Annotated in this window: 5 protein-coding genes (1 of these 5 only partly in view); 3 read left to right on the top strand and 2 right to left on the bottom strand. The window is 70.3% G+C overall.

Features of this window, described 5'->3' with window-relative positions; all coding sequences use genetic code 11:
• Window positions 1-80 precede the first annotated feature (80 nt).
• Complete coding sequence (locus ACH3VR_RS00930) at window positions 81-1,070, top strand: o-succinylbenzoate synthase (protein WP_396638871.1); 990 nt, start codon at window positions 81-83, stop codon at window positions 1,068-1,070.
• Window positions 1,071-1,088: 18 nt separating this feature from the next.
• On the opposite strand, the gene ACH3VR_RS00925 is transcribed toward ACH3VR_RS00930, so the two are convergent.
• On the bottom strand, window positions 1,089-1,721 hold the full coding sequence (locus ACH3VR_RS00925) for a TetR/AcrR family transcriptional regulator (RefSeq protein ID WP_396638870.1): 633 nt from the start codon (window positions 1,719-1,721) through the stop codon (window positions 1,089-1,091).
• A 126-nt stretch (window positions 1,722-1,847) separates the two neighbouring features.
• On the opposite strand from ACH3VR_RS00925, the gene ACH3VR_RS00920 reads away from it, so the two are divergent.
• Both ACH3VR_RS00920 and ACH3VR_RS00915 read left to right on the top strand, forming a co-directional pair.
• Window positions 1,848-4,658 carry an efflux RND transporter permease subunit gene (locus tag ACH3VR_RS00920; RefSeq protein ID WP_396638869.1) on the top strand — a complete coding sequence of 937 codons (2,811 nt, stop codon included), beginning with the start codon at window positions 1,848-1,850 and terminating at the stop codon, window positions 4,656-4,658.
• Window positions 4,655-6,691, top strand: a complete 2,037-nt coding sequence (locus ACH3VR_RS00915) for a YhgE/Pip family protein (protein WP_396638868.1) — start codon at window positions 4,655-4,657, stop codon at window positions 6,689-6,691. The genes ACH3VR_RS00920 and ACH3VR_RS00915 overlap by 4 nt, the downstream gene beginning before the upstream one ends.
• 319 nt (window positions 6,692-7,010) lie before the next feature.
• Here the strand turns inward: ACH3VR_RS00915 and ACH3VR_RS00910 are convergent, their stop codons facing one another.
• Window positions 7,011-17,211: the end of a Calx-beta domain-containing protein gene (locus ACH3VR_RS00910; protein ID WP_396638867.1), read on the bottom strand. Its footprint extends 21,869 nt past the window's final position; the window shows 10,201 of its 32,070 coding nt (coding positions 21,870-32,070); its start codon lies off the right edge, out of view; the stop codon is at window positions 7,011-7,013.

Raw genomic sequence — 17,211 nt, 5'->3', positions numbered from 1 at the left:
TTGGCAAGAGCACATTATCGTGAGTCGACGCGCACCCTCGACAAACTCGGGGACCGGGTCCGGGGTGGCAGGATGGCCGGGTGGAGACACCCCCGCTGGTCGAGATCATGGCGTCGGCTCGCGTCGTCGCCCTTCCCCTGGCGACGCGGTTCCGCGGCGTCGACGTGCGCGAGGCCGTCCTGTTCGAGGGGCCGGAGGGATGGAGCGAGTTCTCCCCCTTCGCCGAGTACGACGACGCCGAGTCGGCGACCTGGCTCGCCGCGGCGATCGAGGACGCATGGATGCCGCGGCCCGAGCCCGTCCGCTCCGAGATCCACGTCAACGCGACCGTGCCGGCCGTGGCCGCGGCATCCGTCCCCCAGGTGCTCGCGCGCTTCGACGGCTGCCGGACCGCGAAGGTCAAGGTCGCCGAGCGCGGGCAGTCGCTCGCCGACGACATCGCGCGCGTGCGCGCCGTGCGCGAGGCGCTCGGGGCGGAAGGCCGCGTGCGCATCGACGCGAACGGCGCGTGGAACCTCGATGAGGCCGAGCACGCCGTGCACGCGCTCGCCGAGTTCGACCTGGAGTACGTCGAGCAGCCGTGCGCCGGCGTCGACGAGCTCGCCGAGCTGCGCCGGCGGGTGAAGTACATGGGCGTGCCGATCGCGGCAGACGAGAGCGTGCGCAAGGCGTCGGATCCCGTCGCCGTCGCACGCGCCGGCGCCGCCGACCTCCTGGTCGTCAAGGCGCAGCCCCTCGGCGGCGTGCGGCGAGCGCTCGAGATCGTCGCGGAGGCGGGCCTTCCCGCCGTCGTGTCGAGCGCCCTCGACACCTCGGTCGGGCTCGCGATGGGAGTCGCGCTGGCGGCCGCGCTCCCCGACCTCGACTACGACTGCGGCCTGGGGACGGCATCCCTCTTCACGGCGGATGTCGCCGTCCCGCCGCTGACACCGCGCGCGGGCCTGCTGCCCGTCGGCCGGATCAGCCCGGATCCCGCGCAGCTCGATGCGCTCGAGGCATCCGCCGATCGACAGGAATGGTGGCTCGACCGCCTCGCGCGGTGCCACGCCCTGCTCGAGGCGCGGGGCTGACCGGAGGCGCGGCGAGCTTCAGCGCGGCTCGATGATGAGCTGCGCGACGCGCGCGATCTCCTCGTTGGTGCGCCGGCACATCTCGTTGTAGTCGACCCCCGCCATGGCCGAGCGCACCGAAGCACCCTCCCACACGGTGATCATGAGGCGCGCCGCCTCCTCCGCATCGACCCGGAAGGTCAGCGCGCTCGTGCGGCCGATGTCGGCGATGATCTGCGCGACGCTGCTGATCATCTCCTGCTCCTGCGCGAGGTACGCGGTGGCGAGCTGCGCGTTGCGCAGCGCGTGGATGCGGATCTCGCTCATGAGGAGCACGCCGAGCCGGTCGTCGGAAGCGATGTCGAGCACCTTCTGGATGACCGAGAAGGCGTCGGTGGCGGCATCCGCGAACGCGCCTTGGCGTTCGAGCTCGTCGACGCGCGTGCGCACCGCCGCGACCCGCTCACGCGAGACGATGCCGGCGAGCTCGAGGAAGAGCTCCTCCTTCGTCTCGAAGTTGGAGTAGAACGCGCCGCGGGTGAAGCCCGCGCGCTCGCAGATGGCCTCGACGGATGCCGCGTCGAGGCCCACCTCGGCGAACACCTCCGCGGCGGCGTCCAGCAGACGCTGCCGCGTGACGTCTCTGCGCCGCGTCGTCACGACATCGGTCACGTCTTCTCCTCGCACTGATTCTCACACCGGACGTTCAGCCTTGCGTCCGCCTGCCTCCCTACGATACATCTATGTATCGGATACAGCGGCGTATCGAGACAGTCTGACCGTCAGTTCGGAGGCTCCGTGTCCACTCTCCTCTACGCGCTCGGGCGCTGGTCGTACCGTCATGGATGGCGCGTCCTCGTCGCGTGGCTGCTCCTGCTCGGCATCGCCGGCGGCAGCGCGGCGATCTTCATGAAGGGGACCGACAACTCATTCTCGATCCCGGGCACCGAGGCCCAGGCCGGTCTCGAGCAGCTCAGCCGGTCGTTCCCGCAGGCCAGCGGCACGAGCGCGCAGCTCGTGGTCGTGGCGGCCGACGGCGACAGCGTCGCCGACGACCCGTACAAGTCGGAGATCGAGAAGGCCGTCTCCGACCTCGAAGACCTCGACGGCGTACTGGCCGTGACCGACCCCTTCAACGAGATGGTGTCGGGTCTCGTCTCGGACGACGAGAGCGCCGCGATCATCCGCCTGCAGTTCGACGGGCAAGCCACCGACGTCACGCCCGAGACGAAGGACGAGCTGCACGCCATCAGCGCCGACCTCGAAAGCGCCCTGCCCGACGGCTCTCAGGTCGCCATCGGCGGCGACCTCTTCTCGCAGTCGGTGCCGGCGATCTCGATCATCGAGGCCGTCGGTGTGCTCGTCGCGCTGTTCGTGCTCATCGTCACGTTCCGCTCGCTCGTCGTCGCGTGGTTCCCCCTCGTGAGCGCCCTCATCGGCGTCGCCCTCGCGATCTCGCTCATCCTCGTCTCGACGGCGTTCGCGTCGATCTCGTCGACGACTCCCCTTCTCGCGATCATGCTCGGGCTCGCCGTCGGCATCGACTACGCGCTGTTCATCGTCGCGCGACATCAGGATCAAGTGCGCTCCGGCACGGAGCCGGAGGAGTCGGCGGCGCGCGCCACGGGCACGGCCGGGTCGGCCGTCGTCTTCGCGGGCGTCACGGTGCTCATCGCGCTCATCGGCCTCTCGTTCGCCGGCATCCCCTTCCTCACGACGATGGGCATCGCGGCCTCCGTCGCCGTCGCCATCGCGGTGCTCGTCGCGGTGACGCTGACGCCCGCGCTGCTGGGCTTCGCCAAGGGACGCGTCGTCGGGTGGAAGCGGAAGCGCCGGCACGATGCCAGGGCCGAGGCCGCTGCCGCCGAGGAAGGCGAGGCCGTCCCCTCGTCTCGCGCCGCACAGGCTGCACCCAAGGCCAGGCGCGGCTTCGCCGGCTGGTGGGTCGACGGCGTGACGCGGCATCCCATCGTCACGACCATCGCGGTCGTGCTCGGACTCGGCCTCCTCGCGATCCCGGCCGCGAGCCTGCGGCTCGCCCTGCCGAACGCGGGCATGCAGCCCACCACGAGCGAGGCGCGCCAGGCGTACGACCTCACGTCGGAGCACTTCGGCCCCGGCTTCAACGGACCGCTCATCCTGACGGGCACGATCGTCACCTCGACCGACCCGCTGGGCCTCATGGAAGACCTGGGCAAGGCTGTCGAGAAGATCGACGGTGTGAAGGCCGTCGCCCTCGCGACGCCCAACCAGACCGCCGACACCGGCATCGTGCAGCTCGTGCCCGAGACCGCCCCCGACGACCCCGCCACCGCCGACCTCGTGCGGGAGCTCCGCGCGCACCACGACGAGTGGCTCGACAAGTACGGCGTCGACCTCAAGGTGACCGGCTTCACCGCTGTCGCGATCGACATCTCCGACCGGCTCGGGGCGGCGCTGCTGCCCTTCGGCATCTTCGTCGTGGGCCTGTCGCTCGTGCTGCTCATGATCGTCTTCCGGTCGATCTGGGTGCCGATCAAGGCGGCCGTCGGCTACCTCCTCTCGGTCGCCGCGGCATTCGGCGTCATCGCGCTCGTCTTCGAGCACGGCGTCGGCGCCGACCTGCTCCACGTCGCCAAGACGGGGCCCGTCATCAGCTTCATGCCGATCATCCTCATGGGCGTGCTGTTCGGCCTCGCGATGGACTACGAGGTCTTCCTCGTCTCGCGGATGCGCGAAGACTACGTGCACAAGCGTCGCGCGCAGGGCGGCGTCGACGACCGCCCGACCGCCGTGGGTGCCGTGCGTTCCGGCTTCCGCGCCTCGGCGCGCGTCGTGACGGCCGCCGCCGTCATCATGTTCGCCGTGTTCGCGGCGTTCATCCCCGAGGGCGACACGTCGATCAAGCCCATCGCGCTCGGCCTCGCGGTCGGCATCGCGATCGACGCCTTCCTCGTGCGCATGACGCTCGTGCCCGCCGTCATGGCCCTGCTCGGCGCCAAGGCCTGGTGGTTCCCGAAGTGGCTCGATCGGGCACTCCCCCACTTCGACATCGAGGGCGAGGCGGTCGAGCGCGAGCTCGCGCTCGCCGACTGGCCCGGCGAGGACTCGACGGCCGTCGTCGTCGCGGAGGACCTCGAGATCGCGGCCGACGACCGTGCCCTCGTACGCGACGTCTCGCTCACGCTCGAGCCGCGCGAGTCGCTCATCGTGACCTCGCCCGTCGCGGCGGAGGGCCGAGCGCTGCTCCTCGCGATCGCGGGCCGCGTCGCCCCGACCGGCGGTCGCCTGCGCGTCGCGGGGCACCTGCTGCCCGAACGCTCCGCGTGGGTGCGCGCACACGTCGGCGTCGCCCTCCTCTGGGGTGCGCCCGACCCGCTCGACGAGCTGCGCCAGGCACTCAAGGGACGCACGTCGCTCGTCGTCGTCGACGGCGTCGACGTGCTGACGCTGGCGCAGCGCACTCAAGCCGCCGGGATGCTCCGGGATGCGGCATCCACTGCTCTGGTCATCGCGGCGATCGACGCCGCCACGGCGCAGAGCCTCCTGGCCGACGCGGGCAGGCCCCCGGCCACCGCGATCGACCTGACCCGACCTTCCACCCTCTCCCCCTCCGAGGTGACCCGATGAGCCTCCCCATCGAACGCGCGCGCTCGCGCCGTCCTGTCACGTGGCTGACGCTCATCGGCGTCCTGCTGCTTCCCGTCGTGATCGGCGGCATCCTCGTCGCGTCGCTCTACAATCCGGCCGAGCGGCTCGACTCGATCAACGCCGCCATCGTGAACGAGGACGAGCCCGTCACGATCAACGACCAGATGGTGCCCCTCGGCCGTCAGCTGACGGCAGGGCTCGTCGAAGGGTCCGACGACGTCGACAGCAACCTCACCTGGACGCTGTCGAACGCCGACGACGCCGCGGCGGGCCTCGCCGACGGCACCTACGACGCCGTCATCACGATCCCGTCGAACTTCTCGGCCGCCGCGACCTCGACGCAGCCTGGTGAGACGCCCGAGCAGGCGACGATCCAGGTCAAGACTGCGCCCGACTCGCTCGTCGTCGACGACGCCATCACCGCGCAGGTGACGCAGGCCGCCGCGAGCCTCATGGGGCAGCAGCTCTCGCAGGTCTACCTCGAGAACGTCTTCCTCGGGTTCACGACCCTGAACGACAAGCTCGGGGAGGCCGCCACCGGCGCGCAGCAGCTCGCGACGGGCGCGCAGCAGGCCGCCGACGGCGCTGCGCAGCTCCCGAGCGGGGCGACGCAGCTCGCCGACGGCGCGGGCTCGCTCTCGACGGGCGCGACGTCACTCGCGGGCGGACTCGACCAGATCGCGGCGGGCATCGGGGGCGCCGCGGGCGGAGCGCGTGAGATCGGCACGGGCCTCGACCAGGCCGCGGCGGGGGTGCAGAACCAGCAGCTGAAGGATGCCGCGAACGCCTCGGCGAGCTACGCCGCGACGGCGGCGAGCGACACAGAGAAGGTCGCCAAGGAGGTAGGCGGTGTCGCGCAGTCGGCCGGCGCTCTCGTGCAGACGATGGGCGGCCTCGCCGCGAGCTGCACCGCCTCCGGTGCGAGCCAGGCCTACTGCGACCAGGTGACTGCGGCTGCGGCGAGCGTGGGCTCGCTCGCACAGAGCGCAGGCACTGCTGCACAGGATGCCGTCACGGCCGCGACGAACGCCGGCTACGCCAACGGCTACGCGGCGCCCACCGCTAGCGGCATCGATGAGCTCATGACGAAGACCAGCGCGGGCCTCACGCAGGCCGCCGACGGGACCCGCGGCCTCGCCGACGGCCTCGACAAGCTCCAGTCGGGCACGGCCCAGTCGGCCGACGGCGCACGCCAGCTCGCGTCGGGTGCGTCGCAGCTGAGCGGCGGCGGCGACCAGCTCGCGACCGGCGCCCAGAGCCTCGCCGACGGCGTCGCACAGCTCGCGACGGGCACGAGCCAGCTCGCGACGGGCCTGGACACCGCGGTCGCGCAGATACCCACCTACACCGATGCGCAGGCCAAGAGCCTCGCCGACGTCGTGTCGGATCCCGTCGCGGCCGAAGGCACGGGCAACAGCCTGTTCGGGGCATCCGCGATTCCCCTCCTCGCGACGGCGGCGCTGTGGTTCGGCGGTCTCGCGACCTTCGTCGCGCTGCAGGCCGTCTCGCGGCGATCGCTGGCCTCGCGCGCCCCGTCGGCGGTGCTTGCGCTGCGCGCGTTCCTCCCCGCCGCCGCGCTCGGCGCGCTGCAGGGCCTGCTCGTCGCGGGCGTCGTGCAGATCGCCGCGGACTACGACTGGGGCCAGTGGTCGATCTTCGCGGTGCTGTGCATCGCGGCCGGCGTCGCCTTCGCCGCCGTCAACCAGGCGCTTGTGGCCGTCTTCGGCGGCGCGGGCCGGTGGATCGCGGCGCTCATCGGCGCGTTCGCGATCGCGACCGGCGTCGTGTCGACCGTGCCGGCGGCGCTGGCGTCGATCGCATCGATCCTGCCGACGGCGCCCGCGTACAACGGCATGGTCGCCGCGCTCACGACGGCGTCGGGCGTCGGAGCGGGCTTCGCGGGCCTCGCGATCTGGGGGGTGCTCGGCTTCGTCGCGACCGTCCTCGCCGTCGCCCGCCGCCGGACGGTCTCTGCCCGGTCGCTCATCGAGCCGGCGGCCGCGCCGGCCTGACCCCGCCCGCGCCGGCCTGCGCCGCGCCGGCCTGATCCCCCTCCGCGAGCCGATACGCCTCGCACGAGCCGATACGCCCCGCACCGCGCGAGACGTATCGGCTCGTCGCACCTGTATCGGCTCGCGAAAGGGGTCGTCGGGGGGCCCGATCACTCGTGGCATCCGTATCGGCTCGCGGAAGGGTCGGCGGAGGTACCCGATCACCCGCCGCAGCGCGAGGGCGAGGGGGGACGCGTCGTGTGCGGCGGATGAACGGGCGTCGAGGCGCCGGCGGGGCTGCGGACGAGCCCGCAGGGCCGGGCGAAGGCGGCGCGGGCGCTCAGTCGTCGTTCGTGATGGTCACGACACCCCCGGACCGCTGCAGGTTCGCGGCCGGGTTCGGCTGCAGGCGGACGACGAAGGACTCGTTGGGCTCGACCGTCGCATCCCCTTTGATGGTGAAGGTGATCGTCGCGGTCGTCTGGCCCGGCGCGAACGTGACGGTCATGACCACGGGGGCCGTGAAGTCGCTGCCCGCCGTCGCCGACGCTCCCGCGAGCGCCCCCTCGATCACGTAGCTGAGCGTCAGGGAGCCTTCGGACGACGACCGGGTCACGGTGAGCGAGACCGTCTTCGTCGTGCCGGCGGCGCCTTCGGCGACCGTGGCGTCGTTGATCGACACCGTCTGCAGGGCCGCGGGCGCGCCGGCGTACTTGGCCTCGTCGGTCTTCAGCCGGTAGTCGCCGACCGAGGCCACGGTGCCCGTCCCGAGGCCGAAGACTCCCTGTCTGCCGTCGGCGAGCTGCGAGTTGTAGATGACGGATGCCAGCACCTGGCCGTTGAGCGTCACCGTGACGACCGTCGCCTTGAGCACGATGTTGAGGAGGTAGTCGGTGCCGGCGACGAGGGTGCGGGCGATCGCCTGGTCGACGACGCGGCTGTTGCCCGAGACGTGCCCGACGATGATCCGTTGCCCGGCGACGTCGAGGGCGACGAACTTGTGGTCCTTCGCCGAGTACCAGTCGAAGACGAAGCCCGTCGTGCCGACGGCACGGAACGTCGCCTCGAGCTCGACGTAGGCCATCGGGTCGAACTGCGGCACGGCGCCGGCGGGCGTCGCGTTCGGCGATCCGAAGCCGACCAGGGTCGCCCCGATGCCGTTCGCCGCGGTCACGTCGAGCCGGCCCGCGCGCGTCTGGGCCGACGTGCCGCTCTGATCGGAGGTGATGGCCGTCCCGCTGCCCTCGAAGTAGTCGGTGCGGTCGATCGTGATCGCCGGCGCGATGATGGTGAGCGCGATGTTGTCGAACAGGCCGTGCGCCTGATCGGAGCCGAAGCCCACCATGCCGCGGTTGAGTGCGACCTGATCGCCATCGAGCATCCGCGGCGCGAAGGTGTACGTCAGCGCGTTCTTGCCGTCGACGGTGACCGTCACGACGAGGCCGTTGATGATGACGTTGAGGTTGTAGAACGTGCCCGCCTTCACGCCGCCCGGGACGCTTCCCTGCGCGAGGGCCGCCCAGCCCCAGCTCGCGCGGTAGCCGATCACGAGCTTGTTCGTCGACTGGTCGATGCCGGCGAACTTGAAGTCCATCGGCCCGAAGTAGTCGAAGATGACGTACGCGTTGGCCTTCCAGCCCCCCGTCGGCTTGTCCATCGAGATCTTCGCGGACAGCTCGTAGTAGACGGTCTGGTACGCGTCGTCGTACCAGACGGCGACGGCATCGCCCGTGTTGCTGGCGGCGGCGACGGTCAGCATGCCCTGCGAGACCGCGAAGACGCCGGAATCGGCGACGAACCCGCCGTTCGTGCCGTCGTTGAAGTCCACGCCGCGGAGCGTGTCGCGGCGACCGCCGGGGATGTTGCCGGCCTGCGGGTCCGTAGGACCGCCGGTCTGGGTCTGCCAGTAGCCGTGGTCGGACTGGCGGATGAGGCCGAGCTCGCCGAACGGCTCGCCGTTGCGGGCCGGGTCGCTGCCCTCGTCGCTCCAGCGGGTCAGGTCGACGCCCTGGCTGCGGCTCAGCGCGTACAGGAACTCGGGCAGCTGCGGCTCGTTCTGCCGGCTGACGGTCGCGATGCCGAACGGCGCGAACGGCACGAGGTAGGTGTTGAACTCGCCGACCCAGTCGATGAGGCGGTCGCCGCCGGTGTTGCCGATCAGGATGTCGAGCCCGGCACCGCCGTAGACACGGTCTTGGAAGCTCGAGTTCACACCGTCGGGCACGTCGTTGAGCCACGTGTCGCCGGCGAGCGTGCACGTTCCGTTGGGCTGCGCCGTGATGCATCCCGAGTGCAGGTCGTCGTCGGCGTTGGACAGGTCGTTGCCCCAGCCGCCCCACATCGTGTCCTGACCTGTGCCGCCGACCTGCCAGTCGTTGCCGAGGTCGCCGAAGATCACGTCGTTGCCGTCGGAGGCCTGCTTCGTGCCCGTTCCGGTGATGACGGTCTGGGCCGTGCAGTTGCCCTGGTTGTCGACCGCGATGCACGCGATGACGTAGTTGCCGGTCAGGTCTTCGTTGTTGAGGAAGAACTGGTTCGGGAAGAGGGATGCCGCGGGGCTGCCCGTGCAGACCTTGCCGTTGGGCGCGTAGGACGTGCAGCCCCACGTGTTGCCCGAGGAGTCGAAGCGGATCTCGCGACGCGGGTCGTACTCGTCGTAGAGGAGGAACTCGCCCAGGCGCGTCTCGTTGTGGTGGTTCGCGTGCCACGGGTTGGTGTCGGCGCCGAAGTGGAGCACGTCGCCGGGGTTCCACGGGTGGGCGAAGTCGATGTACTCGAGTCCGATCGGGGTGCCGGTCGCGTCGAAGTGCTGCGCGAAGCCGCCGTTCTGGTAGCCGGCTTGACCTGCGCCGATCGCCTCGGAGCCGCTGATCGCGTCGTCGCCCGCGCCGCCGTGGATCCAGTCGCTGCCCAGGCCGCCGAAGATGATGTCGTCGGAGTTGTTGGCGTCGTAGAGCGGCTGGTTGACGACCTTGTTGAGACCGGCGTTGACGTCGGGGCCGAGGTTGTAGACCGTGAGGTCGACCGACTTCAGCAGGGCGCCGCCCACGTTGATCGTCGCCGTCTGCACCTGGCCGGGGGTGTAGATGAACTCGTTGAGCACATTGCCCTGGCTGGTCTTCGTGTCGGGATCGGTCGGCAGGAGAGCCAGGATGCCGAACAGGCGCTCGCTGTAGCACGCGTTGCCCGAGTTGGCCGTGTTGGTGTTGCCCGTGCAGACCGCGCCCGCCGCCGTCACACCCGTCGAGCTGTTGCGGCTCGTGAAGATCCGGCCGTCGTCGCCGAGGATGCCGTCGTCGCCGGTGCCGCCCGAGATCCAGTCGTTGCCCCAGCCGCCGATGATGTCGTCGTTCTGCGCGTCGCCGTAGATGACGTCGTGGTCGGCGCCGCCGTACACGGTGTCGTCGCCGGTCTCGCCGTGCACCTCGTCGCGGCCGCCCGTCTGCCACGGCGTCGCGGAGGCGCCGCTGAGGAACGACGTGTTGCGCCACGTGCCCGTGTCGGTGTTGAGAACGAGCGAGCACAGCGGCTGCGTCGGCGAGCCGTTGCAGTCGGCGCCCGGGCCGCCCAGGCCGAAGTTCTGCGGCAGGTAGTCGGGACCGCCGACCGTGTAGTCGAGGAGCGTCACGCCGCGGACGACGAGGCGCTGCGTGCCGGGCGTGCCGTACGCGTCATAGACGAAGGTGACGTACGGGGTGGCGTTCGCGATCGGCGGGACGCCTGTCGTGCCGGGGGTCGCTGTGCCGCCGTCGACGTGGTTGATGCCGACGATGCGGATGATGCGGCCGTTGTCTCCGACGATCGTGTCGGCATCGCGGGCGTCGAGGTCGGCGGTGACTGTGGAGGTCAGCGCCGTCTGACCCGTCACCGTGCCCACGGTGGCCGAGCCGTCGGTTCCGAAGCTCTGGTCGTTGATGCCCGCGCGCTGGCCCGAGCCGCCGAAGATGATGTCGGCGCCGCGGTCGTGGCCTGTCCGGTAGTTGTAGGCCGGGTTGGCGAGGCCGTCAGGGCGCTGGTCCACGCCCATGAGGCTGAAGAAGTCGCTCGAGCCGCCGATGATGTCGTCCTGGCCGAGCCCGCCGAAGATGACGTCGTTGCCGGCGTTGCCCTCGAGGTAGTCCTGACCGTCGGTGGGCAGCTCGGTCGCGGCAACGACGACGAGGAGGCCGGTGTAGTCGCAGAGCATCGCTCCCGCGGCGCCGACGCAGCCGGTGGGCGTGCGGGAGGCTCCGACGTGGAACGTCGCCGTGGCGGTGTTGATCGAGTTCGTGCCCGTGATGATCGGGTGCTGGTCGATCCAGCGCGCGTAGGCGCGGTCGATGTCGCCGTCGCCCTGGATGACGTCGTCGCCCAGCTGGCCGAACACGAGGTCATTGGCCTGGCCGCCCGCGAGGTAGTCGTTGCCCCACGTGCCGGCCCACTTCGTGCCGGTGTCGGAAGCGAGGTCGTGGTACAGGTTCAGGACGTCGTACTCGGCCCACCACGGCGCGCCGTCGGGGTCGCGGAACGGCTGTGCGACGCCGTCGACGAGCAGAACGCCGGAGTTGTTCTCGTTCGGCGTGGAGTAGGCCGAGGGAAGTCCGCTGCACAGGTTGGCGAGGTTCGCGGCACCGAGGGTCATGTCGCTGCGGCTGTACATCAGCGTGCCGCAGAGGGCCTGGAAGCGGCCGTTGGTCCAGTCTCCCGGGGTGCGGCTGAACAGCACCGAGTCGCCGAAGACGATGTCGTCGGCCTCGTCGCCGTCGGCCATGTCGTTGCCCGCCCCGCCGATGAGCACGTCACGTCCGAGGCCGCCGAAGATGACGTCGTCGCCGCCCTTGTCGAGGTTGACGCTGCGGATCGCGATGATCGTCGAGAGTGCCGTCGTCTGGATCTTCTGGAGGCGCGTGTCGGGCTCGTTCGGGTCGGCGACGTTCTGGTCGATCGCGCCGTGGTCGCCGAAGATGACGTCGTCGTAGGCGGTGTCGGGTGCCGTACCGGCGTTGACGGTGAACGCACCGAGCCCGAGACCGGGGGCGCCTTCGCCGTAGATCAGGTCGGAGCCCGCGACGAGCAGGTCGTCGACGATGCCCGTGATGCCGCCCGCGACGGGGATGATCGTCGTGCCGTTCGCGATGACGCCGGCGCCTGTCACCGAGGGCAGGGGGCTGCGGTTGACCGTCGCGATGTCGAGCGCGCGCGTGAGGATGTCGACGTTGACGCCCGAGTCGCCGTAGATCGCATCGACGCCCCGCTCGCCGCGGATCTCGTCGTCGCCCGAGCCGCCGGCGAGGTGATCGCCCGCCTGGCTGCCGATGATGAGGTCGTCGCCCAGGCCGCCGTAGGCCGTGATGCCGACAGTGGGCAGGCTTCCCGGCGCCAGCTCGGCGAACAGGCCGGAGGCGTCGATGATGTCGTTGCCGCTGTAGTCGTAGGGGTTCGCGAGACCGAAGACCCACTCGTCGTCCTCGTTGTCGCCGTCCGCGAGGTAGGTGAACGGATCGAACGGCTTCGGACCGAACTCCATGCCCAGGTTGTCGCCCGGGTGACCCGAGTACCAGATGCCGTCCTGCGACGTGTCGCCGTAGACGACGAGCGGCGAGTTGGGACCGGCCGTGTGCGTCTGGTCGCACGTGACCGGGTCGTCGACGAGGCCGTCGGACTGACCGGCGATCTTGAACAGGAGGCTTCCGACCGACCGGTTGCAGACGGTGATGATGTCGCCGCCGATCATGGTGGCGCTCGCCTGGCGGAACTCGTCCCAGGCCGTCAGCGTCAGGCTCACGGCATCCCACACCGCCACGCCTGCGGCGTTCAGGTGCATGCTCGGCGCCCACGCGGTGTTCGCGAAGAACATCTCGCTGTTGTTGACGCCTCCGAACGAGGCGATCGTGAACGAGCCCGCGAAGCCGCTGACGTGCACCTGCATGCCGACCTTGTAGCCGGCCGTCTTCCAGCTGGCGCCGTCGATGCGGACGATGCTCGACGTCTTGACGTAGACGGGCGTCGTGACCTCGATCTTGACCGGCTGCGCGACGCGCACGTCGGTGAGCAGGTTGGATCCGAGCGGGAGCGCGACGGGACCGGCGACGGAGGCGTCCGGGCCGCCGAGGATCATGATCGAGCCCTTGCCGCAGCCGGGGAACGAGTCGGTGTACGGGCACGGCGCGTCGGCGAAGCCGAGGATCATGCGCGTGAAGTTCTCGCCCGCGAGCTGGATGTGCTGGAAGGCGTGCAGATACGGGTCGCCCGCGTAGTAGCCGCTGCCCGGCAGGACCCCGTTGAAGGCCCAGTTGAGCCCGTCGCGACGCGTGAGGGTGAGCTTCGCGACCCCGAGCGAGGCGACCTGGCTGATCTGCGCCGCCGTGGGCAGCGCCCGGTCCATCTCGAAGACGGTCTGGATGGGCGCGTTGCCCCCGCCGTGCACCGTCGTGAGGCCGCCGTGCGGGCCCGGGACGAAGACGGACGGGGTGCCCGTGACGGATGCCGCGATCTTGTCGCCGCGCTGCAGCGTCAGTGTCTTGCCGTCGGCCGAGACGGCCATGAGCCGCCACTTGCCGCTGAGCCCGTCGATCATGACGAGCTGTCCGACGATGAACCCGTCGGTCGCCCAGCTGCCGGTGGTGCGGGTGACCGTGCCGCCGTCGTTGCCGACCGGCGTGATCGTGATCGTGCCGGTCGCGTTGCCGGCCGCGACGCCGCCCTTGACCACGACGTCGGCCGCCGTGACGGTGCGCAGCACGGATCCGAGCACGGGCGCGCCGGAGACGAGCACGAGATAGACGATCGTGTTGTCTGTGGTGTCCTCGGGGTGGTCGTCGCCGAAGCCGACGATCTTGAACGTCGCGCCGCCGGTCATCGTGATCGTCTGGCCGACCAGGAAGCCCTGCGCCTTCCAGTCGAACGGCGTCGAGCGGGTGAGCCGGTACGTCGAGCCGAAAGGCCCTGCCGCCGCGGTCAGCGTCACCGTGCCGATGAGCTTGACCGGCACGTCGGGCTGCAGCGTGCCCTGGATGTCGAGGCGGTCGTTGCCCGAGCCGAGGAAGAGGTTGACGACCTCGATCGTCGAGACGGCCGTGTCGGGCTGGTATTGGCCGTCGACGAACGAGATGGAGCCGAAGCTGATGCCGCCGGGGAAGATCTGCGGCTCGCCGAACGTCTCGCCCTGCGCGCCGCCGTAGGAGGCGCCGAAGTCGAGGTCCTTCGCCATGCCGAGACCGCGGATCGAGGTCGAGGTCATGACGCCCCAGTTGTTCGCGACGCTGCCGTCGCCGTAGACGTTCAGGATGTCGATCTGCTTCGACTCGGGCGCCTGCGCCGCGATGCCGAAGAGCGGCTTGTCCTGCTCGCCGGGGAGCTTGAGGCCGAGCTCGAGCGACCGGTCGGCGCCCGTCACGCCGCCCTCGACGGCCAGCGGGCCGCGGAGGCGCGTCAGCAGATGCTGCGAGGCTGGGAACGTCTTGACGCCCGTGCGGATGATCGGCTGGTAGTAGCCGAGGTCGGCGCGCAGCTCGACGTACTGGTCGGTCATCCAGTTCAGCGAGGTGAACGTCGCCTGCGCCGCGATGCGCGTGACGGTGAACGTCGATCCCGTGAGGGTGGCGAAGTCGTCGTACGACACGGGGCGGAACTCGAGCTGCTCGTCGTGCGACGCGTTCAGGCCGCGGATGTTCTGGATCTTGGCGCGCACGCAGTGGTTGGCGGCGTCGCAGACCTCGACCCACTGGCCCTCGAGGAAGCCGTCGGCGAGCCAGCCGCCGCCAGGCCGCGTGAGGCGGTAGTGGCTGAGGAGGTCGTCGCCCGTGGCGGTCGCGATGCTCGCGCCCGTGCCGGTCCACAGGCCCTGGCGCGTCAGGACGTTGATCGATGTGCCGGTGACGGGCGTCGGGCTGCCGCAGCCGACGAGAGGCGTCGACACCGTGAACGACTTGCCGTCGAGCGCGACGCTCTGCACCGTGTACGTGCCCGTGCAGGCGGCGAACTGGATGCGCTGGCCGACGGCGAGACCGTCGTCGAGGAAGCTGCCCGTGTCGCTGCCGTTGGCACGCGTGACCGTCGAACCGGAGAAGAGCAGGTTGCCGAGGAAGACGCGCGAGGGGATGTCGCCGCCGATCTTGACGTACTGGCTCGGGCTGACGGCGACTCCGCCGATCGAGACGACGTCGACGAGGCCGTCGGGCGTGATGATCACGTGGACGTCGCCCGTCGGGGTCGTCGTCAGGCGGATCGTGTAGCCGTCGGTGAGGCCGGGCGTCGTGCACGCGGCGTTGCCGCACTTGACGACGACGGTGTCGGTGCCGGTCGGGGTCGTCACGACCTGCGCCGTCTCGTCGTCGTAGACGAGCACGTCGGCGCGCTGGTCGCCCGAGCGGAGGTTGGGGAACTTGTAGCTCGAGGTGATGAGGCCTGCCTGGCCGAACGAGATGACGGCGGTCGTGGGGTCGCCGGGGTCGGGGTTGTTGCGCGCCTGCACCGTGAGACGCACCGGCGTGTTCCAGTTCGAGTGGTCGAAGGTCAGCTCGTAGTGCGTGCCGCCGTCGGCGTCGTGGACGAGCGTCCAGCGCCCGCCTACCGCCGGCGTCAGGATCTGCAGGAGACGCTGCGAGTCGGCATCCATCGAGATCTTGACGGTCACCACCAGGCCGCAGCCCGGGTTCGCCGCGGGGCACGGGTCCTTCGCGAGCTGGACGAGGATGTCGTCGGTGCGCTGCGTCGTGACGCTGCCCTCGATGACGACGCCGCGGTCGTCGATCGTGCTCGTGCCCGGCTCGACCTGCGTCACGTAGACGCCCGGGGTGTCGTTGTCGTAGACCTTGACGTTCACCTGGCGGACGGCGGCGCCGTTGAACGAGGCGTCCGCGGAGATGACCGAGTGCTGCACGACGACGTTGCGGTCGCCCTCGGAGCGGTCGTCGTCGACAGCGCGGACGTAGACGCGCTGCGGCGAGTTCCAGTTGCCGGCGTTGAAGGTGAGCACGACGGCGCGTCCGGCTTCGTCGACGACGACGCCGTTGCGGATGTAGTGGCGCTGGAACTGCGAGATCGTCGAGCACTCGCCCGCGACCACGGGACCGGTCGCGACGCAGAGCCAGATCGTGTCGCCGATGCCGTCGCTCAGGCCGAACCCGGTCGGGTTGTGCAGCGTGTTGTTCGCCTCTTCGGAAGGCGATCCGGCGGCAGAGACCGTCACGTAGACGTTCGCGGTGGGCGCATGGCTCAGCTCAACCGTGTAGAAGGCGGTCTGCAGGATCGGACCCGCCGTCGAGCCCTCGCGCACGCTCGTGGAGGTGCCCTGCTCCTTGATCACGACGACGCCCGTGTCGGGGGTCGCGAGGTTGTACGGGATGCCGTCGACGACCGTGCCGTTGTAGCGCGGGTCGTCCGACAGGACGATGTGGTCCACGGCGCCGGAGATGCCCTCGAGCTCCCGCGTCACGATGTCGGAGGTGACGTCGCCCGCGACCGAGATCTGGTCGGAGCCGAGACCGCCGATGACGCGGTAGGCGACGCCGTAGGCCGTCGACAGGACGAAGAACTGGTCGTCGCCCTCGAGGCCGTCGATCTCGAGCACCTCGATCGTCGTGTACTTGACGGCGAGTCCGGCGCCGTAGACGGCCTTGTCGGTGATGGCGAAGTCGTCGGCGAACTCGGTGCCGAGCACGACGAGCTTGTCGAAGCCCGTGCCTCCGTCGACGTTGACGGGTGCGTTGACGTTGTACTGCACCTCGTCTTCGCCGCCACCGGCGCGGATGTCGAGCGGGCGGTTCGTCGAGAAGCCGAGTCCGATGACGGGCACCGCGACGCCGTTCCCATCGAGCGGGATGACGTCGTCCTGCCACTTGGTGTTGTCGAGGTCGACGTTGCTGCCCGCGTCGTGGTTGAACGTCATGTGCGCGTCGGCGTTGTTGCAGACGCCGTCGCCGTTGTTGTCGAAGCGGGTGTAGCCCGAGACGACCACGCCGGCGCGCGTCGTGTAGGTGCCGATGACGCACGAGCCGAACGGGGCAGTCGTCGGGAAGACGCCGCCGGCAGGACGGAAGTCGACGTCGTCGAGGCCGCAGCCGGCGAGGCTGTCGGCGTTCGTGTCGCACACGGCTGCGATCGCGAAGGCCCGGACGATGAACAGGTCGTTGTCGTCGTCGCCGTTGAGCTGGATCTCGGCCTGGTTGGAGTACACGACGAACCGGTCGTTGCCCGTGCCACCCGTCGCGAGCAGCGGGGCGTGGGTGCCGGGGCTGAGCCAGCCGCGCGTCGTGGCGACGAGCGCCGGGAAGGTGTCGGCCGGCAGGAGTGCGCCGCCGTCGGCGGGGAGCACGTCGCTGTCGCGCTGCGAGCCGAAGATCTGCCCGATCTGGAACGAGTCGTTGCCCGCGCCGCCGTCGAGGGTCATGATCGCTTGCGTGTCGTCGACGTAGAAGGCGTCGTTTCCGCCCTGGCCGTAGACCGTGATGCGTCCGTTGAGCGCGCGGTCGTAGTTGATGCGCTGCACCGAGGCGCTGGGCTCGTTGTTCTGCGTGCGGTCACGGTAGAGGCCCACACCGCCGTCGGGGTTGTTGTTGCCG

Source organism: Microbacterium alkaliflavum, assembly GCF_044325405.1.
Classification (GTDB): domain Bacteria; phylum Actinomycetota; class Actinomycetes; order Actinomycetales; family Microbacteriaceae; genus Microbacterium; species Microbacterium alkaliflavum.
This window is presented reverse-complemented; position numbering and strand designations above follow the sequence as displayed.